This is a genomic window from Exiguobacterium sp. OS-77 (assembly GCF_000414195.2).
Classification (GTDB): domain Bacteria; phylum Bacillota; class Bacilli; order Exiguobacteriales; family Exiguobacteriaceae; genus Exiguobacterium_A; species Exiguobacterium_A indicum.
This window is the reverse complement of the sequence record NZ_DF239008.1, coordinates 340,504-360,337: the sequence shown is the minus strand read 5'-3', so window position 1 is coordinate 360,337 and position 19,834 is coordinate 340,504. Positions and strand designations below refer to the sequence as shown.

21 protein-coding genes and 2 riboswitches are annotated in these 19,834 nt (G+C 47.4%); of the genes, 6 read left to right on the top strand and 15 right to left on the bottom strand.

The genetic code is table 11. The annotated features are described in order from the left end of the window. Positions 1-138 precede the first annotated feature (138 nt). From EXG77_RS01850 to EXG77_RS01835, 4 genes are read right to left on the bottom strand one after another with little or no spacing between them, the layout of a single operon-like run. Entirely contained in the window at positions 139-1,344 is a 1,206-nt protein-coding gene (locus EXG77_RS01850; RefSeq protein ID WP_035395812.1) for a M20 family metallopeptidase, read from the bottom strand. A gap of 22 nt (positions 1,345-1,366) precedes the next feature. Next, positions 1,367-2,185, bottom strand: a complete 819-nt coding sequence (locus tag EXG77_RS01845) for a MetQ/NlpA family ABC transporter substrate-binding protein (protein ID WP_023469540.1) — start codon at positions 2,183-2,185, stop codon at positions 1,367-1,369. Positions 2,186-2,204: 19 nt separating this feature from the next. Then, positions 2,205-2,855, bottom strand: a complete 651-nt coding sequence (locus EXG77_RS01840; protein WP_023469541.1) for a methionine ABC transporter permease — start codon at positions 2,853-2,855, stop codon at positions 2,205-2,207. Then, the gene (locus tag EXG77_RS01835; RefSeq protein WP_035395809.1) at positions 2,845-3,873 is read right to left on the bottom strand and encodes a methionine ABC transporter ATP-binding protein; all 1,029 of its coding nucleotides are present in this window, start codon (positions 3,871-3,873) and stop codon (positions 2,845-2,847) included. Before EXG77_RS01835 ends, EXG77_RS01840 begins: the two co-directional genes overlap by 11 nt. 86 nt (positions 3,874-3,959) lie before the next feature. Continuing rightward, positions 3,960-4,063, bottom strand: a riboswitch (SAM riboswitch). Positions 4,064-4,312: 249 nt separating this feature from the next. Beyond that, positions 4,313-4,414, top strand: a riboswitch (SAM riboswitch). A gap of 67 nt (positions 4,415-4,481) precedes the next feature. Between EXG77_RS01835 and EXG77_RS01830 the strand changes: the two genes are divergently transcribed. Further along, positions 4,482-5,240 (top strand): carboxylesterase, encoded by a 759-nt coding sequence (locus EXG77_RS01830; protein WP_035395806.1) that lies wholly within the window; start codon positions 4,482-4,484, stop codon positions 5,238-5,240. A gap of 89 nt (positions 5,241-5,329) precedes the next feature. Next, the gene (locus EXG77_RS01825; RefSeq protein WP_119182600.1) at positions 5,330-5,476 is read left to right on the top strand and encodes a transposase; all 147 of its coding nucleotides are present in this window, start codon (positions 5,330-5,332) and stop codon (positions 5,474-5,476) included. A gap of 109 nt (positions 5,477-5,585) precedes the next feature. On the opposite strand, the gene EXG77_RS16650 is transcribed toward EXG77_RS01825, so the two are convergent. The 3 genes from EXG77_RS16650 to EXG77_RS01805 form a co-directional block, all read right to left on the bottom strand. Beyond that, positions 5,586-5,690 carry an IS3 family transposase gene (locus EXG77_RS16650; RefSeq protein ID WP_370448375.1) on the bottom strand — a complete coding sequence of 35 codons (105 nt, stop codon included), beginning with the start codon at positions 5,688-5,690 and terminating at the stop codon, positions 5,586-5,588. Between the two features lie 1,129 nt (positions 5,691-6,819). After that, positions 6,820-7,410: a hypothetical protein gene (locus EXG77_RS01810; protein ID WP_035395800.1), complete on the bottom strand. Its 591-nt coding sequence runs from the start codon at positions 7,408-7,410 to the stop codon at positions 6,820-6,822. Between the two features lie 562 nt (positions 7,411-7,972). Next, positions 7,973-8,587, bottom strand: coding sequence for a thymidine kinase (locus tag EXG77_RS01805; protein WP_035395950.1), 615 nt, complete (start codon positions 8,585-8,587; stop codon positions 7,973-7,975). 183 nt (positions 8,588-8,770) lie between these two features. On the opposite strand from EXG77_RS01805, the gene EXG77_RS01800 reads away from it, so the two are divergent. Further along, a complete protein-coding gene (locus EXG77_RS01800; protein WP_023469545.1) occupies positions 8,771-9,421 on the top strand; it encodes a DedA family protein in 651 nt (216 codons plus the stop codon). A 36-nt stretch (positions 9,422-9,457) separates the two neighbouring features. On the opposite strand, the gene EXG77_RS01795 is transcribed toward EXG77_RS01800, so the two are convergent. Further along, positions 9,458-9,703: a type B 50S ribosomal protein L31 gene (locus EXG77_RS01795; protein ID WP_023469546.1), complete on the bottom strand. Its 246-nt coding sequence runs from the start codon at positions 9,701-9,703 to the stop codon at positions 9,458-9,460. Positions 9,704-9,794: 91 nt separating this feature from the next. Then, positions 9,795-11,168 carry a transcription termination factor Rho gene (gene rho, locus EXG77_RS01790; RefSeq protein ID WP_035395797.1) on the bottom strand — a complete coding sequence of 458 codons (1,374 nt, stop codon included), beginning with the start codon at positions 11,166-11,168 and terminating at the stop codon, positions 9,795-9,797. 354 nt (positions 11,169-11,522) lie between these two features. On the opposite strand from rho, the gene EXG77_RS01785 reads away from it, so the two are divergent. Then, complete coding sequence (locus tag EXG77_RS01785; protein WP_023469548.1) at positions 11,523-12,200, top strand: C40 family peptidase; 678 nt, start codon at positions 11,523-11,525, stop codon at positions 12,198-12,200. A gap of 76 nt (positions 12,201-12,276) precedes the next feature. Beyond that, on the top strand, positions 12,277-13,044 hold the full coding sequence (locus EXG77_RS01780; RefSeq protein WP_023469549.1) for an SDR family oxidoreductase: 768 nt from the start codon (positions 12,277-12,279) through the stop codon (positions 13,042-13,044). A 276-nt stretch (positions 13,045-13,320) separates the two neighbouring features. Here EXG77_RS01780 and glpX read toward each other — a convergent pair whose 3' ends face one another. The 5 genes from glpX to EXG77_RS01755 all read right to left on the bottom strand — a co-directional run bounded on the left by glpX (position 13,321) and on the right by EXG77_RS01755 (position 17,758). After that, positions 13,321-14,286: a class II fructose-bisphosphatase gene (gene glpX / locus EXG77_RS01775; RefSeq protein ID WP_035395794.1), complete on the bottom strand. Its 966-nt coding sequence runs from the start codon at positions 14,284-14,286 to the stop codon at positions 13,321-13,323. A gap of 32 nt (positions 14,287-14,318) precedes the next feature. Continuing rightward, the gene (murA, locus tag EXG77_RS01770; protein ID WP_023469551.1) at positions 14,319-15,566 is read right to left on the bottom strand and encodes a UDP-N-acetylglucosamine 1-carboxyvinyltransferase; all 1,248 of its coding nucleotides are present in this window, start codon (positions 15,564-15,566) and stop codon (positions 14,319-14,321) included. A gap of 28 nt (positions 15,567-15,594) precedes the next feature. Next, on the bottom strand, positions 15,595-16,242 hold the full coding sequence (gene fsa, locus EXG77_RS01765; protein ID WP_023469552.1) for a fructose-6-phosphate aldolase: 648 nt from the start codon (positions 16,240-16,242) through the stop codon (positions 15,595-15,597). 154 nt (positions 16,243-16,396) lie between these two features. After that, positions 16,397-17,251, bottom strand: a complete 855-nt coding sequence (fba, locus tag EXG77_RS01760) for a class II fructose-1,6-bisphosphate aldolase (RefSeq protein WP_023469553.1) — start codon at positions 17,249-17,251, stop codon at positions 16,397-16,399. A gap of 132 nt (positions 17,252-17,383) precedes the next feature. Then, positions 17,384-17,758, bottom strand: a complete 375-nt coding sequence (locus tag EXG77_RS01755) for a response regulator (RefSeq protein ID WP_035395791.1) — start codon at positions 17,756-17,758, stop codon at positions 17,384-17,386. Positions 17,759-17,852: 94 nt separating this feature from the next. Here EXG77_RS01755 and EXG77_RS01750 point away from each other — a divergent pair, with 94 nt between their 5' ends. Then, entirely contained in the window at positions 17,853-18,362 is a 510-nt protein-coding gene (locus EXG77_RS01750) for a DUF2529 family protein (RefSeq protein WP_035395788.1), read from the top strand. Between the two features lie 137 nt (positions 18,363-18,499). Here the strand turns inward: EXG77_RS01750 and EXG77_RS01745 are convergent, their stop codons facing one another. Then, positions 18,500-19,822 carry a PTS sugar transporter subunit IIC gene (locus tag EXG77_RS01745; RefSeq protein WP_023469556.1) on the bottom strand — a complete coding sequence of 441 codons (1,323 nt, stop codon included), beginning with the start codon at positions 19,820-19,822 and terminating at the stop codon, positions 18,500-18,502. Positions 19,823-19,834 lie beyond the last annotated feature (12 nt).

Sequence of the window (19,834 nt, the reverse complement as noted above, 5' to 3'; positions counted from 1 at the left end):
AACAAAGCGCAAATGCTTCTGTCTTGTCTCTTTTTTGATTTCGTTCCACTTCTGTCACCCGTCCCCAATTCGTAATCGACTGCATCTCAAAAACGACCGGAGCACTTGATAGCAGTGCGTCCAGTCGTTATTTTCCACTTACAAATAACCATTCTTCCGGTCATGGAATTCTTGCGCAATCGCCCCGCGCGTCCGTTCATCAGCGAGGACGCGAAGCGCTGTCCGGGCGAGGATTTTTGCTCCTGTGATCAATGCTTCATCTCCAGCTTCTGAACGGGCCGCTTCTTTGAATGCTTCCGTATGGGCGACGAGATCATCTGGTCCAATCTTGATATACGGATGGATCGTCGGGATGACTTGACTGATGTTACCGGCGTCCGTTGAACCAAGACCCGGTCGTTCGTCCAAGTGAACGATTTCGCCGAGCGCCTCTGCTTCTTCTTGGAACAGACGGTCGAACGTCCGGTTGAAGACGAGGTTATCGACTTCATTTTGGAAGGCGATGACATCGAGCGTCGCCCCAGTCGCGAGTGCCGCGCCTTGGGCGACGGCTTTGACTTTTTCCGTGATGGCATTCAATCGTTCCCGTGTCGTTGCCCGGATGAAGAAACGTGCTTTTGCGTATTCCGGGATGATGTTCGGCGCATCGCCTCCATGCGTGATGATCCCGTGGATCCGGACATCGTCTGGTAACTGCTGACGTAAGGCATTGATTCCATTGAAGAGTTGAATGACAGCGTCGAGGGCGTTGATGCCTTCTTCCGGTGACGCCGCTGCGTGCGCCGGACGACCCGTAAAGGCAAAGTCGAGTGGATCGACCGCAAGGGAAGAACCCGTGATCCGTGTTTGTCCCGACGGATGGACCATCAAGGCTGCATCGATTCCTTCCAGTAACTGATGTTTGACGAAACTGCCTTTCGCACTGCCGTTCGGTCCACCTTCCTCGGCTGGTGTTCCAAGGACAACGACACTCCCGCCGACTTCATCGAGCACTTTACTGAGCGCGATCGCCGCTGCGACGCTCGTCGTGCCGATGATATTATGACCGCACGCGTGACCAATACTCGGCAACGCATCGTATTCAGCAAGAAAGGCAATCGTTGCGCCTGGTCGGTCGCTCGATTTCTTCGCGAAGAACGCGGTATCATGCCCCGCGACGCCGAGTTCTACTGTAAAACCTTCCGCCGTTAGACGCTCCGCATGGAGCCGCGAAGCAAAGAATTCCTCGTTCCCGATTTCCGGCGTTGCATGAATCCGGTGACTTGTCTCAAGATACGATTCCCGTTTTTGTTCGATATCCTGTTCAATCGTCTCTATCCATGTCGTGCGTACTGGTGTCGTCATACTGTCCACTCTCCTTTTGAAATTATTCGCCGATGTCGCTCAGTGGAACGAACGTCGGGATCGTACTGCCTTTGTATTCTTTTTTGATGAAGGCCGCGACATCTTTTTGTTGATACAGCGATGCGATTTTTTTCAGTTCTTTTTTGTTCTTGTCTTCCGTCCGTGTCGCGATGATGTTGATGTATGGTTTTGCTGTCTCGTTCTCATGAACGATCGAGTCCTTGATCGGGTTGAAGCCAGCGTCAACCGCGATGCCATTGTTGATGATAGACGCCGCGACGTCCGGTAAGACGCGTGGCGTTTGTCCGGCGACGATCGGAACGATTTTCAGCTTCTTCGGATTCTCGACGATCTTATCGACCGAACCGTTACCATCGAAGTCGTCCGGTAGCTTGATCAGACCTGCTTCTTGCAGTAACAAGAGGGCGCGTCCCATGTTCGTCGCTTCGTTCGGAACAGCGATTTTTCCGCCATTTGGAATATCTTTGACATCCTTGTATTTATCCGAGTAGATCCCCATCGGTGCGATGACAGTCGTCGCAATCGGCGATAGCTTCAAGTTATGTTCTTTCTTGAAAGCGTTGAAGTAGGAAATCGTCTGGAAGGCATTGGCGTCGATCTCACCCTCAGCCAGTGCCATGTTCGGCTGGACATAATCGGAGAACTTGACGAGTTCGATTTTGATGCCTTCCTTCTCTGCTTTTTTCGCGACATAATCCCAAACTTGTGTGTCTGAACCGCTGACACCGAGCTTGATCGTCTTTTCGTCTTCTCCTGATGCTGCGCACCCGGCAAATAAAATCGTCGTGAGTGTTGCTCCAATTGCTACTGCTTTTTTCATGGCTGAATCGCTCCCTTGATTAATGTCTTCTGATTTTTCGTGCGACGATGTTGCCTGTCGTCTGTAAGCCTTGGACTAAGATGACGAGAATCCCGACCGTGATGATCATGACTTTCGTATCAAACCGTTGATAGCCGTAAGTAATTGCTAAGTCACCCAAACCGCCGCCACCGATGGCGCCTGCCATCGCCGATGCCCCGATCAAGCCGACCGTCGCGATCGTTAAGTTCAGGATGAGTGAACCGAGTGCTTCCGGTAGGAGGAAGCGGAAAATCGTTTGAAACGGTGTCGCGCCCATCGCTTCTGCTGCTTCAAGAACGCCTTTATCGACTTCGAGTAAAGAACTCTCGATCAGACGCGCCATGTACGGTGCAGCGTAAAAGACGAGCGGAACGATTGCGGCTTCTGTTCCGATCGATGTCTGAACGATCAAGCGCGTCAACGGGATGATCGCGACGAGTAAGATGATGAACGGAATCGAGCGGAAAATATTGACGATACTGTTGAAGAACGTGAACAACGGAACATTTTCAAGTAACGCTCCTTTTCGCGTGACGACAAGCAGGATACCGAGTGGTAAGCCGATCAAGGTCGAGAACAAGAGCGAAACGGATACCATCGTCATCGTCTGCAAAAATGCTGTCCAAATATCACTGTAGTTAACTAGCATCAGCGAGCACCTCCTCAACGGTTACCTGTGCCTGATCGATGTAGTGTAAGGCACGTTTCACTTCAGCCGGCTCACCAATCAACTCGACGAGCAAGGTGCCGAACGGCGTCTCCTGCAACTCCGTGATGCTACCGTGCAGGATATTGACATCGACGTCGAAGCGTTTTGCGACTTGCGACAAGAGTGGTTGTCCGGTGTGATGTCCAAGGAAGTGAATCTTATAGATTGGATGCGCATTTCGCGACTCGATCAACTGACGAATCGACGCTGGAATCTCGTCATGCATGACGGACCGTACAAAGTTCCGTGCCGTCTCGGTCTGCGGATTTGAAAAGACATCAAAGACCGTTCCTGACTCGATTAGCTTCCCAGCTTCGATGACGGCTACACGATCGCAAATCTCCCGGATGACGCCCATCTCGTGGGTAATCAAAAGAATCGTGATCCCGTACTCTGCATTGATCCGTTTTAATAACTGAAGAATATGATGTGTCGTCTGGGGATCAAGTGCTGACGTCGCTTCGTCACATAAAAGGACGGAAGGTTGCGTCGCGAGTGCCCGGGCGATACCAACGCGCTGTTTCTGCCCACCCGACAATTGATCTGGATAATGATCCGCCTTGTCCGCGAGATCGACGAATTCGAGCAACTCCGTCACCCGACGGCGAATCTCATCTTTCTTGACGCCTGCGAGAACGAGTGGTTTTGCAACGTTCGTAAAGACCGTGTTCGCATTCAATAGATTGAAGTGCTGAAAGATCATTCCAATCCGTTGTTTTGCTTGGCGTAATTTTTTCGGAGACAGTTGCGTTAAATCTTCCCCATCGACCGTCACCGTTCCTGACGTCGGTCGTTCTAACAGATTGACACAGCGGAGCAGTGAACTTTTCCCGGCACCGCTAAAGCCGATGACACCAAAGATTTCGCCTTTCTCGATCGTCAGGTCGACACCGTCGAGCGCTGCAATCGTCTGATCTTTCGTGACGTACGTTTTTTTGACTTGATGAAATGCAATCATTCCGTTTTCCCCCTTCATTCAACAAAAAAGGTCCCTTCTTGAGAAACAAGAAGAGACCTGGATCCGCACAGTGGCAGAATCCACTCCACTCATCTCTCAGACATCTGTCTGATGGAATTGGCACAGTGCTCATAATGAGTCTGTTGCCGAGGTTTCGTAGGGCCAGTCCCTCCACCTCTCTGGATAAGTATTGCGGTATGAAATTCGTATGTGTGTTGTTGCGTTGTTGCTTATGTCGTAAAACTAATTTTTACATTACGGGTCGAAACTTTAAAAGTCAACCAACTTTGCAAAAATAATCCATTTGGCGCATATCGATGGATTTACAAGTTATGAATTAGCTTAATGAACGGATCACGATTCGTCAAGAAAGATTTGACAAGTCATTTTTGGTCGTGCTACCATCGTTTCAATGATTATTCCGACAATTCCAATATGATATTTATCAAGAGTGAACGAGAGACCTGGCTCTATGACTTCACGGCAACCTGCAATTTGTAAGGTGCTCCGACCAGCAAAGCGCGGCTTTGGATGATACGGTGAAAAACTCGTGGGCGTCCAAGCAGTGACGTCGACGAGTTTTTTTCATGAATGGAGGAAAAATAGTAATGATGAACTATCCTGTATTGACTGGTGCTGAAGCGTTTTATTTTCAAGGTGGATCGATCGGCATTCTAATCTGTCATGGTTTTAACGCCACTCCGCAAAGTGTACGGGACGTCGGTGAGGCATTCGCTGCTGAAGGTTTTACCGTCTATGCCCCGCGCTTACGTGGACATGGAACGAACGTCCGCGAGTTCGAACAATCGACTGCTCGATGTTGGAAGCAAAGCCTGCAAGACGGCTATGAACGTTTACAAGAAACATGCGATCAAGTCTTCGTCATCGGTCAATCGATGGGTGCGACGCTTGCGCTGTCGCTCGCCGCTGACGGGATTCCGTTTGCCGGCATCATTACGATCAATGCCGCACTCTCCGTTCCATCCTATGAATCACTTTCGTTCGAGGACGGTCCAGAGTATTTACCGGAAGGCGCACCGGACATTAAGCGAGCAGCCTTTGAAATCATCTATGATCTTGTTCCGAGCCGTTGTGCGTTCGAACTTGTTCGCCTAATGGATGAAACAAAAGGACGCCTTGGATCGATCCTTCTACCGACATTGATTCTTTACTCAGCGACCGATCACGTCGTTCCACCTTCGAGCTCGGATTATCTGCACCAGCACATCGGAACAAATGATAAACGAAGCTACTGTTTACTGAACTCGTATCACGTTGCGACACTCGATCATGATCAGGATTTGATTGTTCGTGAGACGATTCGCTTTATCGAACAATCGTGTCAGTTTTCGCAAGAAACAGGCTGAATCAAAAAAACAGCTATTCGTTTCCATATGGAAGCAAATAGCTGCTACAGATTGTAGGCAAAGCGTATTTTTTCTTCTAATGAGAATGATTGCGCTTTGTTCATTTCGAATCGTTTCCAAGGACAAGCACCGACCTCGTTCTGTTAATCAAGATAGCGCTTCTTCAATATGTATTCGGTATTCCTTGCATGCGACGTACCATCAAAGAGATCAAGACTAACATGACATCCCATTAGGTTTTAGGTTTTGGGCTGAAAGAAAAGGTGCCCCCTATTTCTCTATATTCGGGAAGGACTACGTCCGGTAGACTGATCCAGCAATATGAGATACATATAAACACCTTGATTAGGCTGCCAGTACACCATATCTTTTCGGTGTCAGGTAGCCTAATTTTTCTTGGATTCGTTCTTCGTTGTAGTAATTTAAGTAGTTGATAACGAGCTCAGAGATCTCATGGTCTCTTAGTGAATTAAATTTGACGTACTGGAACTCCTCGGACTTTAAAATGGAGTGAATGATTCGATAACTGCGTTGTCCCAACAGTTTCCTCTCCGAGACATACTACTTATTTTTGATACCTTACTTCTCCATGATCTCTTTCGTCGTTAACTCACCACTCAGCTTTCCTTTGACTACTGCCCAATTTATTTCGCTTGAATATACGTTTTTGCCCATGCAAAAACACCTCCGATGTTAGTATCTTTTAAAAATGTACCACTCCGAAAGTGTTTTTTATGGTCTCAAAATTTTAGGTTCGCCCACGGTACGGACGTCTTTGAGAGTGCTTTTTTATCGTGTCCTCACTCAAGAGGTCAAAGCTGGGTTCGTCGTCCATTCGGTCATCTTTATCGACTCTACCACATATCAAGGCGAACACAAACAAACGGAAGTTCAAGAAAATGCTCGTTCGACGCGCTATCCAATAGTACAATGACGCATTAGATCAAGACGTCAACGAGGATTGGATCTTACATGAAAAAAAGCTCCCCCCCGCCAAGACGAAGAGCGTGGAAGAATGTCAGATAAAGGAGAGTACAGCAGCTCCGTGGAGTGAAAAAACGATGCTTACTTTCATTGCATGAACCCTAAAAAGATTTCGAATTAGTCCTGGGAATCCACATTTTTTACATTTAAGTAGTCAATACATACAACAACCCCTCATTTCAATTACGAAATGAGGGGTTGTCTACAATCTGAAACTCCCATATTTAATTATAGGATTTTTTTGCTCACCTTTTTCTTTTTTAGCTGCTTCAAAGTTAAGATAAATGGTACACCCAACAGCTGCGATTAAAAAGATTATCCCGTACCCTATTTCAAAGTTAAAACCATAATACAAGATTGCAACTGTGACTAATACAATCAAAACTAATCGTATACTAGATTTGTGGTGTTTACTCATTTGTTTACCTCCAATTCCTTACATCAACAGTTATCGTTGTTTGATCTTTTCAATTTATCCATTAAACAAATCCTTCAAAAACACTATACCTTACACCAAAAACCTTCGAAAGGTTAAATGCAAATAATAAAAAAACAATAAGAGATTTCAATTGATGAATCTGTATTGTCTTTTTAATTACTTATATACTCTATGTTTAGAGTTGGCTAACTTAATGCACTTATAATTCATATGACCGTACGTAGTCAGTAGTCCAGCTAAAGTTAAGCTTGCTCCTTTTGTAAGCAAAAGTCTTAGTCCTTTTTTGAAATCACCTTCGAGAAGTGCTGCGACAATTGCTGCAACTCCTGTTAGACCGTATTTATTTTGGATATATTTCTTAGCGCAAGCATCTCGAACTGCTTTCCACTTAGGATTGATTTGACTAGAACTAGCTGCCGCCATCATAGATGCTTTACTAGAATTTGAAGATACTTTTTCTTCAATTGGATCATTAGTTAGTAATCCAAGTTCTTTCAATTCTTTTTTTATCTCTGTGTATTTCCGATTACCTTTTAATTCTTTTTTTAATTGTTCTTCATTCACAAAGACAGTACCATCTTCATTTGTAACAGAACTACGACTTACCGCTTCCATGATCGCGACAGCTTCTTTTTCACTTAATTTTTTTTCGACAGCAGATACATTTTTCATTGGAATATTTGCAATAAACAAAGCGAATACTAAAGCAACCATCAAAAATTTCATCCATACATTATTTGATTTCATCCAAATTCCCCCTGTTTTTGTTTTTCTGATTGACCTAAAACCAAAATAATACATACCCAGAGGTTATCATATCCCAAAAAATGTAAATGATTTTTATATGTTTTTTAGATTACAACTTTGAAAAACATTGACACACGCTGTGCTACAATAGTATCTTCCTGGAACAAGGTGTGATTTTTTCATGATTTGCATGATATCAGGAAAACCCTATGCTAGCACGTTGAGTGATACTATTTTTCTCTTATGCTCTTTCTCGTCATTTTTGAGTATTTTTCATTTTAAGTCGTACTTTAGTCCTTGTTATTGTAATTGCATCGTATTATAACTCACAGTATCTGACTCACGATAAAGAACTGTTACAAGTAGTAATTAGTTACTTTATTCTTTTAGTCCTAGCTTTCTTTATCATTCATCTCGAGTTTAAAAAAGTGACTAAAAGAAGCTGAGACTTAACTAGCTGAGTTTAACGAAAAAAAAAAAAGAATCGCCATCACTCAGGATGTGCAATTCCTTTTTATCATCTGTAAAACTGAGTTATATCCCAGCCTTCGCCTTTTTTCATTTATCGTTCTTGGTGTTGCACCGATTGGAGCGGCTTCGGTTTTCCAGGTACCTCATGGCAATGACGGCAACGTGGCTCATACGATTCCGACGCTCCGACTAGGATGATCGGATCATCGTAGTTCGCTGGTTTCCCGTCAATCAAACGTTGTGTCCGGGAAGCCGGATCCCCACATGAAAGACAGATCGCTTGTAGCTTCGTCACGAATTCTGCACGCGCCAGTAATTCAGGCATTTTCCCGAATGGCTCTGCCCGGAAATCTTGATCAAGGCCTGCACAAATGACGCGTTTTCCGTCTTGTGCGAGTGCTTCGATGACTTGTACGATCTCATCATCAAAGAATTGAACTTCATCAATGCCAACGATTTGTGTTTCTTCTGCTACTGCTGCATAGAGATCACGACTCGTCGCCATCGGAATCGCTACGACAGAGTTGCCAACGTGAGAGACGACATGCTCTTCATGGTACCGGTCGTCGATTGCCGGCTTGAATACTTGCACGGGCAGTTTGCCATACTGCGCCCGTCTGACACGACGAATCAACTCTTCCGATTTCCCGGAAAACATACTGCCACAAATTACTTCGATCCAGCCGTACTGATTTATTACATGCATCATCGTCCGACACCGTCCTCTAAAAATAGTCACTTTAACGAGTATAGCTCGAAACGGTATCGAGAAAAAGGGTTGACTTCCGGAAATCAAAATTCATTTTTTCTTTCCCTAGAATTTTTGTCCTTTCATTCCAACTGTCCCCTATTTCCTGTACACTGAAGAAGAAGATTCTCACGAAAGAAGGTGTCCCCGATTCATCATCTCTTACATGACATCCTGCACCAATATGGTGCCCTTGGTCTCTCCGTCCTTCTCGCAGGTGGTATCGTGGGATTGCCGGTTCCTGATGAGACCCTGCTCGTTTTGTCCGGATTTTGGATGCATCAAGGCAATCTACCACTCGTCGGTACGATTCTCGCCGCTTACGCCGGCAGTTGCATCGGGATGACGATCAGCTATTTACTCGGATTAAAACTCGGTATGCCACTACTACACCGCGTTGGACCGAAAATGCGTATCTCAGAAAAACATATTCTTTCCGCTGAAGCCGGTTTTCGTCGTTACGGAAAATCGGTCTTGATCATCGGTTACTACATACCTGGTCTCCGCCAACTCTCTGCCTTTTTTGCAGGCGTCTCAAAAATGCCGTTTCGCGTTTTTGCGAGTTATGCGTATACAGGTGCCTTGATTTGGATCAGCGTGTTCTTAGGTGCCGGTTACTTCGTCGGCCGCCATCTCTCGTTCCATAAAGTCATGGACTATGTCTTGGCACATCCGGAAGTCATGCCCTATTTAATCGGGATTGCTGGCGGAATCGCCTTCTCGTTCGTCTTGAAGACGTATCTCACTTATCGTTCACAATTCAGTCTATACAAAAACAGCCTGCTTCCTTAATGGAGGCAGGCTGTTTTTTTAAGAACCAACAAGTAATTACTTGCGGCCGTATTTTTTGTTGAAGCGATCGACACGACCATCTGCCGCGTTGAACTTTTGACGACCTGTGTAGAATGGGTGCGAGTCTGAAGACACATCCACACGGATGAGTGGGTACTCGTTACCATCTTCCCAAGTGATCGTTTCGTTCGAAGAACGAGTAGAACCGCTTAAGAATTTGTACTCAGTCGTTGAATCCATAAATACTACTTTGTTGTAGTTAGGGTGAATTCCTTGTTTCATGGTTGATTTCTCTCCTTCCGCCCTGGTTCATTTGCTGAGCCAGAGTAAGTTACCTTCCTATACTAAACGATTTTTTTATGCGTCGCAATAGTTATTTTTCTGTCGTCGTTTCCTTCTTGACGGTACGTGGTTTAGCTGGCGCGCGTCGAACCGCCTTCTTCTGTTCTTTCTCAAGTACGACGAAAAATTCTTCATTATTTTTCGTATCACGAATCTTACGCAGGAACGTATCGACGAACTCGTTCGACTCGTTCATCGTCCGGCGAATCGCCCAAAGCGCATCAAGCTGCTCTTTCGGAAGCAACAGTTCTTCCTTCCGTGTACCGGACTTCCGAATGTCGATCGCTGGGAAGATTCGACGCTCTGACAACTTACGATCGAGATGCAGTTCCATGTTGCCAGTTCCTTTGAATTCCTCATAGATGACGTCATCCATGCGCGATCCTGTCTCGACGAGTGCTGTCGCAAGAATCGTCAAACTACCACCGTGTTCGATGTTTCGCGCTGCACCAAAGAACCGTTTTGGCTTATGGAACGCAGCCGGATCAATTCCGCCCGAGAGCGTCCGACCACTTTGCGGTACCGTTAAGTTATAGGCCCGTGTTAGACGCGTGATCGAATCCATCAAGATGACGACATCCTTCTTGTGTTCGACAAGCCGCATCGCCCGCTCGAGGACCAGTTCAGAAATTCGGACGTGGTTGTCCGGTGTTTCGTCAAACGTCGAGCTGACGACGTCTGCTCCTGGAACCGAACGCTCAATGTCCGTTACTTCCTCAGGTCGCTCATCAATCAAGAGAATGATTAGTTCGACATCCGAATGATTCTCCTGAATCGAGTTTGCGATTTCTTTAAGGAGTGACGTCTTCCCTGCTTTTGGCGGTGCGACGATCAAACCACGTTGACCAAATCCAACCGGTGCAATCATATCCATGACACGAACGGATAGATGGCGTGGTTCTGTCTCAAGTCGCATCAATCGGTCCGGATAAATTGGTGTCAGTGCCGGGAAAAATAACCGGTTACGGGCAGTATCCGGTGCTTCACCGTTAACGGCTTCCACGCTAAGTAACCCTTGGAACCGTTCGTTTTCCTTCGGTGGACGGACTTTACCTGTGACGACATCACCATTACGTAGATTAAAGCGTCGGATTTGAGATGCTGCGATATAAATATCTTCAGAGGATTGGGAATAATTGATAGGACGAAGGAAGCCAAAGCCACCATCGTTTTGCATTTGTGGATTGCCAGGGATGACTTCGAGTACCCCTTCGAGGAAATAAAGACCAGTCGATTCAGCCTGTGCTTTTAAAATCTTGAACATCAACTCGCGTTTACGGGCTTCCCGGTATTGTGGGACATTTTTCGTCTTTGCGATTTCATAAAGTTCTTTTAATGTCAGTTGGCTCAATTGAGCCAGTGTATAGGAACGTTCTGGTTTATCTTTTTTATCAGTTGTTGGCATGTTCTTCACCTATTCTTTATAAATTCAACTGCATTCAGCATACTTCCATACATACATCAGGAGGTATGTAATTTTATTCGTGAACTAAAGGTATCATATTTTTTTGAATTCGTCGTCAACAATCCTTTGCGTTTCTTACTTTGTAATATTCAAGGATATTATTTCAGTTATGTTACAAAAACATCTGTTTTGTCTTCTAACTGAAAAAACGTTTTCAAGTGTGCGCATGCTAAGATATTCCTGCAGACAAAATTCTTACACAGTTGTAAGGTTCACTGCTTAACCAAACACTTAATGATTTCATCATATAACTTACGGACGCAACACACTACATTAAACGGAGGAATTCTTAACATGAAACGTTTTCTAGCATCGATCGCGACAGCAGCCTTAGTGGTTTCAGGTTTTACATCAGTGGGTACAGGTAAAGTTGAAGCAGCAACAGTCACGAAAGTCAAGATCACGGACAACGGTCTTCGTGTTCGGACAGCACCTTCTACGAAAGCAAGCATCGTCGGGAAAGTCAACGCTGGTCAAGTCTTTACATATAAAGGCAAGTCAGGCAGCTGGACAAAAATCTCATACGGCGGCAAAACACGTTATGTCTTCTCACAATACACAAAGACATACAAATCATCTTCAAGCGCTAAAAAAACAACGAGCACATCTTCTAAACGGACTAAAATCCTAAGCGAAGCAGCAAAACATAAAGGTACACCATATGTATGGGGCGGAACGACGACTCGTGGATTCGACTGCTCTGGTTTCACAAGCTACGTCTACAAGAAAGCGGCTGGTAAAACATTACCACGTACGTCTTCTTCACAATATTCTTCTTCTAAGAAAGTCAGCGTTTCTAAAGTACAGCCAGGAGATCTTGTCTTCTTCTCACACGGTAGCGGCATTCAACACGTTGGGATCGCAACAAGCAAGTCAAGCATGGTCAACTCAGAAACAGGTGGCGTTAAATACTCAAGCTTCAAATCAGGGTACTGGGGTTCACGCCTTGTCGGCGCAGGATCTTACCTATAATTCATCATCTCAAAGCGGTTGAGCATTGGCTCGATCGCTTTTTTTCATCGAATCGATTACAGGAGGAGGAAATCGGATGCATGTCTTAATCACAGGTGCTTCAAGAGGTCTTGGTCGTGAATTTGCTTATCTGCATGCCAAGCAAGGGGATCACGTCTTGCTCGTCGGACGCGATGCGACAGCACTCTTCGAAACGAAGTTCCATGTCGAGCGACTCGGGGGAACGGCAACCGTCTTTCCGTATGACTTAACGCAGCCGACGCATCGTCTCGCACTATTTCGGGCAACGGAACAGATTCCGGTCGACTGCGTCATCAACAACGCCGGGATCGGCGTCTTTGGTTCTTTCCTTGAGACCTCGTTCGAAGACGAGTCCCGGATGATTGCCTTGAATATCGAAGCATTAACACACGTAACGAAGGTCTATGCCTCTCGCATGAAAGCACAGGGAATCAAAGGACGTATCGTCCATCTCGCATCAACGGCTGCGTTTGAAGGTGGTCCATGGCTGAGTGTCTACTACGCGACAAAAGCCTATGTCCTTCATTTCTCGGAAGGCTTGACGGAAGAACTCGCACAAGACGGGATTCAAGTCAGCGTTGTCTGTCCAGGCGCGACCCATACCGGTTTCGAATCAGCAGCAAATCTTGAACAGTCACGCTTGTTCTTGCGACCTGGTGTCATGGATGCTCCGACGGTTGCGCGCATCGCCTACCGCGGCTATATGAAGGGGAAAACGTTCATCGTTCCTGGCTTCGGGAATGCCTGGTATATCTTTTCGACGCGTTTTCTACCGCGTCGGTACGTCACCCGACAAGCAGGAGAAGTTCAGCGTCCACGGTGATAGTTATAATGTTCATTATTTCAATATTTATGACGTTCATCCTCAACTCCTACAGGAAAAGGAAACGAGTTCAACGTTTCCGTCAGGGTAAGGTAAGACCCGACATTTCGCATAAGTTGCGAGATGTCGCGGCTTACCTCCCGCCTGAGTAAAGTGAGGATATGAACGTTATCAGTTTTAAACATCATCAAAAAAGAGTTGGCCTTCCGGAAATTATCCGCAACACCAACTCTTTTTGTGTGGATTCAGACGTCCTTTTTGAGGAGTCGTCCTATTTTACTTAATGACAAGCTTCGGTTTTTTCTTGAACGAGTGAATACCTTCGACGAAACGCACCGTTCCGGATTTTGCACGCATGACGACAGAGTGTGTCTGACCGCCTTGTGCCGTGAACTGAACACCTTTCATCAACTCACTGTCCGTGACGCCTGTCGCAGCAAAGATACAATCGTCTCCTGAAACGAGATCATCCATCATAAGGATCTTCGATGGATCTTCAATGCCCATCTTCTTGCAACGCTCGACCTCGGCATCGTCTGCTGGTAACAAGCGTCCTTGGAGCTCACCACCGAGGCATTTCAAGGCAACGGCAGCAAGAACGCCTTCCGGTGCACCACCTGAACCGAGCAGGATATCAATCCCCGTATGCGGGAACGCCGTGTTGATCGCAGCAGCGACGTCACCGTCACCGATCAAGCGAATCCGCGCCCCTGTTGCCCGAATCCGTTGAATGATTTCTTCATGACGTTCGCGATCCAGAATCGAGACGACGACGTCTTCGATTTCTTTGTTCTTCGCCTTCGCTACGGCTGCGATGTTTTCTTCGATCGTCGCATCCAGACTGATGTGTCCTGCCGCTTCCGGGCCGACTGCGATCTTATCCATGTACATGTCCGGTGCATGAAGTAAATCTCCTGCATCCGCGACCGCGAGAACAGCAAGTGCGCCCCATGTTCCTTTTGCGACGATGTTCGTTCCTTCCAGCGGATCGACGGCGACGTCGAGTCGTGGTCCATACCCATTTCCTAGCTTTTCTCCAATGTAAAGCATCGGTGCTTCATCCATCTCGCCTTCCCCGATGACGACGGTTCCTTTCATCGGAATCGTATCGAAGACATCACGCATCGCGCTTGTTGCCGCATCATCCGCTTCATTCTTCAATCCTTTTCCCATCCAGCGTGCAGAGGCGAGTGCTGCTGCCTCCGTGACGCGTACCAGTTCCATTGATAGACTTCTCTCCATGTGTATGTCCCCTCTCCCTTGTTACAAATCGGTCAAATCGTTTCACGCCATACGAGGGCGCCAAGTTCCTTCAACTTCTGATCAAATCGTTCGTAACTCTGGTCAAGCACTTCTGCATGGTGCAGCGTCGTCTCCCCTGAAGCGAGAAGTCCCGCCAAGACAAGTGCTGCGCCACCGCGTGGGTCCGGTGCCTCGATTTCCGTACCAAGTAAGGATTCGCCACCACGAATGATGATTGAGGCGTCTTCATGCGTGATTCGAGCATTCAAGCGTCGTAACTCCTGCACATGCCGGAAACGCTGCGGATACAACTTATCGACGACGATACTCGCTCCTTTTGCTTGCAGCAACGCTGCCGAGATGACAGGCTGTAAGTCGCTCGGGAATCCACCGTAGTGGAAGACACGAATATCGACCGGCTTCGTCTCCTGAAACGTCGCCGTGACGGAATCATCCGTTGCTTCGATCAACGCACCGTACCGCTCGAGTTTTTGGATGACGCTCTCGAGATGAAGCGGAATGACGTTATCGACGGTGACGCGTCCAAGTGCCGCCCCCATCGTCAAGAACGTTCCTGCCTCCATTCGGTCCGGAATCAAGGTATGCCGGCAACCACTTAGTTGCGATACGCCCTTGATTCGAATCTCGTCCGTTCCTGCCCCTTTGACGCTTGCCCCCATGTTCGTCAACATCGTACTGACGTCGATGACTTCCGGGTCGTAGGCGGCGTTTTCGATGACAGTCGTTCCTTCAGCGAAGACAGCGACGAGTAAGGCACTGATCGTCGCTCCGAAAGATGGGAGATCGAGGTAAATTCGGTTACCGACGAGACGATCGACGCGCATGTAATGGACGCCTTGCTCGTTACGTACAGAAACACCTAGACGCTCTAGTGCTTTGATGTGTAAATCGATCGGTCGTGGTCCGATGGCATAACCTCCAGGAAGACCGACGACTCCTTGTTTGAATCTGGCTGCCAGAACGCTCATGAGGTAGATCGATCCGCGTAACTTGCGCGTCTCCGCACCAGTCAACGGCATCGATTCGACCCGGCTTGGATCAATCGTCACCATATCGCCTTGACGTGTCACGACCGCGCCGAGCGTCTCCAAAATCTCGATCATCGTCGCGACGTCGCCAATCTCCGGCACGCCTTCAAGAACGACCGTTTGATCCGTCAGGAGGGCTGCAGCAAGACACGGGATGGCGCTTTGCTTCGAACCACTGATTGATACGGTTCCTTCTAGGCGTTGTTGCCCTACGATATGCAAAATGTCCACGTTCCATCAACCTTTCTCTTCGCTACGATTATTGCTGCGTTTTTTCCCAGTCCGCGAGGAACTTTTCGATCCCTTGCGTCGTGAGTGGGTGGTGTGTGAGTGACTCGATGACCGAGAACGGAATCGTCGCGATGTCTGCGCCCGCAAGAGCAGCGTTCGTGACGTGAACCGGGTTCCGGACCGATGCCGCGATGATCTGTGTCGGAATATCATGTACGACGAAAATTTGAGCAATCGTCTCGACGAGCCCCATTCCATCTTGGCCGATGTCATCTAGACGACCGAGGAATGGTGATACGTATGTCGCACCAGCACGGGCTGCGAGTAACGCTTGGTTCGGATTGAAGATCAATGTGACGTTCGTCGTGATCTTCTCTTTTGAAAGGGCTGCGACTGCTTCGAGTCCGGCCGGAGTCATTGGAACCTTAACCGTAATGTTCGGTGCAATTTGGGCAAGTTCCTTCCCTTCACGAATCATTCCTTCTGCATCGAGCGCGATGACTTCAGCGCTAACAGAGACGTCCCCGACGATTTCACAGATTTCACGAAGTCGTGTATGGAAATCGACGCCTTCCTTAGCGACGAGCGACGGATTCGTCGTGACACCATCTAAAATCCCCATTTTATGTGCTTTCTTGATGTCCTCTACGTTTGCTGTGTCAATGAAAAATCTCATCTTTCTCGTTCCCCTTTCATCCCTTGAAATCGCTTACGACTCTATTATAGGTTTTTTTCACGAGAAGTCCTACTGTTTTCCATTGAATACATGTTCACATGATATGAAAAAAGCACGGTAGACCGAAGTCTACCGCACTTTAAAAAGGAGTCGATTAAGCTTTGTTGCTTGAACCGAACTCACGCATCTTACCGATGACAGTTTGTTTGATTGCTTCACGACCTGGTGCGATGAATACGCGTGGGTCATATGCTTCTGGTTTCTCAGCTAACACTTCACGAACGACTTTCGCGAATGAGATTTGGTTCTCTGTGTTAACGTTGATTTTTGAAGTTCCGAGTGAAATCGCTTTTTCGATATCGTGTGTCGGAATTCCAGTTCCACCGTGAAGAACGAGTGGGAGGTTTGTCGCATCACGGATTTCTTCCATCTCTTTGAATCCGAGGTTTGGTTCACCTTTGTATGGTCCGTGAACAGAACCGAGTGCAGGCGCAAGCGTGTCGATTCCAGTTTCTTTAACGATGCGTACACACTCGTCAAGTTTCGCGTACATGACATCACCGATGACGTCGTCTTCTTGTCCGCCAACTGTACCAACTTCCGCTTCTACTGAAACGCCTTTAGAATGAGCGTATTCAACGACTGCTTTAGTTGTTTCGATGTTTGTGTCGATCGGGCTGTGCGAATCATCGATCATGACAGATGTAAATCCAGCGTCGATCGCTTCTTTACATTTCTCAACGCTCGAACCGTGGTCGAGGTGGATTGCAACTGGAACTGTGATTTTCATGTCGTGTACAAGACCTTCAACCATTTTCACGACAGTGTAGAATCCGCCCATGTGGCGTGCTGCACCTTCAGATACTCCAAGGATGACTGGTGACTGCTCTTCTTGAGCCGCACCGAGAATCGCTTGTGTCCACTCGAGGTTGTTGATGTTGAATTGACCTACTGCATACTTACCTTCGAGAGCTTTGTTTAACATGTCTGTCATAGATACTAATGGCATAATGACATCCTCCTCTGTTTTGATCGCTGCTTACACGAACTCGTGCAATTTCAGACTGATTATAACATACTGATTCATCGGAACGTACAGCATTTCGCTCGGTTTTTTGGTTTGTGACGGCGACGTGAAAGATTAACCGCTTACATCGTGAGAAATTTGCACAGTCACTTCTTTTTTTAATTCAAAGATGTCAAATGGCTTTCCGAAGAAGGCGACAACCCCTAATCGTTTCGCTTCTTCCATCGCTTCTTTTTCACCGAGTGCCGTCATTAAAATCGTCCGGACGCGTCGTCCGATCCGGTCCTGATGACGCAATACCTCGATCCCGGTCCGCCCCGGCATGTTGACATCCATCAACAATAGATCGTATGCCGTTTCCTGTAAGTAGACGATCGCTTCCTCTCCATCGACGGCGACGTCCGTTTCGTACCCTTCTGCCCGGAACAATTGTGCAAGTAAGTTCCGGATTCCCGGCTCATCCTCGACGATCAACAATCTGCCTTTCATCTCTGCCACTCCCCCTCTAGTTATTTCCATTCTACACTAAAGCAAAACTTGCTTTATACTGTCCTTGAGAGAAACATAGAAAGGATGAAGAAAAATGATGAAAATCTTAGCTACACAATTCAATGGAAAATTGCAAACGCTCGCAAAACAGGAAGACGAACTATTCGATGTCGTCCGTCTACTCGCACAAGCGCTCGTCGGAGAAGGTACGGTCTACGTCGACGCTTACGGCGAATGTGAAGGACTCTATCCGATGCTCTCAGAAGGACCAGACCAGATGAAACGCGTTACGAAGATCAAGGATCGAAAGACCTTGCACGCTGTCGATCGTGTCTTAATCTTCACGCCGGATACGGAACGTTCGGATCTCCTCGCTTCTCTTGCCCGTTACGACGCATGGCATACGCCTTATGCGATTGTCACACTCAGTGACGTGACGGAAACGCTCGAGCGTTCGATTGCTCCGCTTGCATTGAAGTTCAATAAAGGATTGCTTCCGGCAGAGGACGGTTCACGTCACGGACTGCCGAGTCTTGCCCTTTGCGCGTTCCTCTTGACGCATATCTTGACGCAACTCCAAGAGATGACGGAAGAGTGGGATTGACGTTTTTCTTCTATAATATAAAGCTCACTGGATACGTGTCTGCGTCTGACTAAGTTTACGATCTTCATTGAATCAAAGCGAAACCGTCAATGACCGTTATACAAAAAGGAAGCGCCAGTTGCGCTTCCTTTTTTTGATCATGCCGAAGCATGTTCTTCTTGTGCTTTTAGTTCTTCGCCGTAAGACAGCTGATCCTGCATCCGAACGAACGGTAGATAGATCGCGACCGACATCGCAATCGTCGCCAGCTGGAGCAATGCGCCCTGCCAGCCGCTGATCAAGAAGCCAGAGATGACGGGTGGTGTCGTCCATGGTACTTGAAGCGCATTAAATGGTTCGACCCAACCCCAGAGGATCGAGAAGTAGACCATGAAGGATGCAATCGCTGGTACGATGACGAACGGAACGAACATGATCGGGTTGAAGACGATCGGCATCCCGAAGATGACCGGTTCGTTGATGTTGAACAAACTTGGCGCAAGTGATAGCTTCCCGAGCTGCTTCAAGTGAGCCGAGCGGGCAACGATCAATGTCGCAATGATGAAGCCGACCGTAATCCCTGTTCCACCGAGCTTCGTAAAGACATCGAGGAACTGAATCGTAACGATCTTCGCGTTGTCACCGACGACAAGTTCTTTTCCGGAGTCGATGATCGCTTGGTTTTGTAAAGCGTTCGCTGTCAGCAATGGCCCCATGATTCCCATGATGATTGCTGCGCCATGAATCCCACACCACCACATGACAGACATCAAGATCATGATCAGGACTGCTCCTGCGAGCGTATCCGTCAAGTTCTGAATCGGTGCTTGCAAGACGTCGTAGACGACTTCCGTGAACGTCCGGTCAGCGAATGCTTGGAAGACAGCAAACGTGACGACAGACAATGTGATGATTGCGAGTCCCGGAATGAGTGCCGAGAACGAGTTTGAAACGCCCGGCGGTACACCGTCTGGCATCTTAATTCGGATGCCCCGCTTGATGAACTGCGAGTAGATGAAACCAACGACGAGTCCGACGACGATCGAGGCAAGGACCCCTTGTCCGCCCGTCCATACTTTCGGTACGACACCCGTGACGACTTCCCCTGACTTCGACAGAACGGATGATTGTGTGATGATCAAGAAAGCGATGATTCCGAGAATCCCGGCTGGAACCCCTTCGATCTTCTCGTTTTTTACATAGGAGTAGGCAATACCGAAGACACCAATCAATGCGAGGATATCAAACGTCGCACCGACGACCTGCGTCAGCGGTAATGTCCAGTCGGCACCGAATAGGCCCGTCATGAACTTCTCCCAGCCTGGGATTGGTAACGCAAGAATCAGTAGGAATAACGAGCCGATGATTGTCATCGGCATCGTTAAGATGAAGCCGTCCTTGATCGCAAGGACAGGCTTGGCGTTCGCGAATCGTGCGAAGGCAGGAGTGACTTTTTCAAATACGGTTTCTAATCGGTTCATTCCGACTCCTCC

Coding starts and splice junctions, on each gene's coding strand:
- EXG77_RS01805 (WP_035395950.1), bottom strand. CDS start 8,587: ATGCATGTAATAAATCAGTACGGCTGGATCGAAGTAATTTGTGGCAGT.
- EXG77_RS01785 (WP_023469548.1), top strand. CDS start 11,523: ATGAAACGTTTTCTAGCATCGATCGCGACAGCAGCCTTAGTGGTTTCA.
- rho (WP_035395797.1), bottom strand. CDS start 11,168: ATGCCAACAACTGATAAAAAAGATAAACCAGAACGTTCCTATACACTG.
- EXG77_RS01840 (WP_023469541.1), bottom strand. CDS start 2,855: ATGCTAGTTAACTACAGTGATATTTGGACAGCATTTTTGCAGACGATG.
- EXG77_RS01850 (WP_035395812.1), bottom strand. CDS start 1,344: ATGACGACACCAGTACGCACGACATGGATAGAGACGATTGAACAGGAT.
- EXG77_RS01755 (WP_035395791.1), bottom strand. CDS start 17,758: ATGAAAGGCAGATTGTTGATCGTCGAGGATGAGCCGGGAATCCGGAAC.
- EXG77_RS01835 (WP_035395809.1), bottom strand. CDS start 3,873: ATGATTGCATTTCATCAAGTCAAAAAAACGTACGTCACGAAAGATCAG.
- EXG77_RS01780 (WP_023469549.1), top strand. CDS start 12,277: ATGCATGTCTTAATCACAGGTGCTTCAAGAGGTCTTGGTCGTGAATTT.
- EXG77_RS01745 (WP_023469556.1), bottom strand. CDS start 19,822: ATGAACCGATTAGAAACCGTATTTGAAAAAGTCACTCCTGCCTTCGCA.
- fba (WP_023469553.1), bottom strand. CDS start 17,251: ATGCCATTAGTATCTATGACAGACATGTTAAACAAAGCTCTCGAAGGT.
- EXG77_RS01750 (WP_035395788.1), top strand. CDS start 17,853: ATGATGAAAATCTTAGCTACACAATTCAATGGAAAATTGCAAACGCTC.
- fsa (WP_023469552.1), bottom strand. CDS start 16,242: ATGAGATTTTTCATTGACACAGCAAACGTAGAGGACATCAAGAAAGCA.
- EXG77_RS01795 (WP_023469546.1), bottom strand. CDS start 9,703: ATGAAACAAGGAATTCACCCTAACTACAACAAAGTAGTATTTATGGAT.
- EXG77_RS01845 (WP_023469540.1), bottom strand. CDS start 2,185: ATGAAAAAAGCAGTAGCAATTGGAGCAACACTCACGACGATTTTATTT.
- glpX (WP_035395794.1), bottom strand. CDS start 14,286: ATGGAGAGAAGTCTATCAATGGAACTGGTACGCGTCACGGAGGCAGCA.
- EXG77_RS01810 (WP_035395800.1), bottom strand. CDS start 7,410: ATGAAATCAAATAATGTATGGATGAAATTTTTGATGGTTGCTTTAGTA.
- EXG77_RS01830 (WP_035395806.1), top strand. CDS start 4,482: ATGATGAACTATCCTGTATTGACTGGTGCTGAAGCGTTTTATTTTCAA.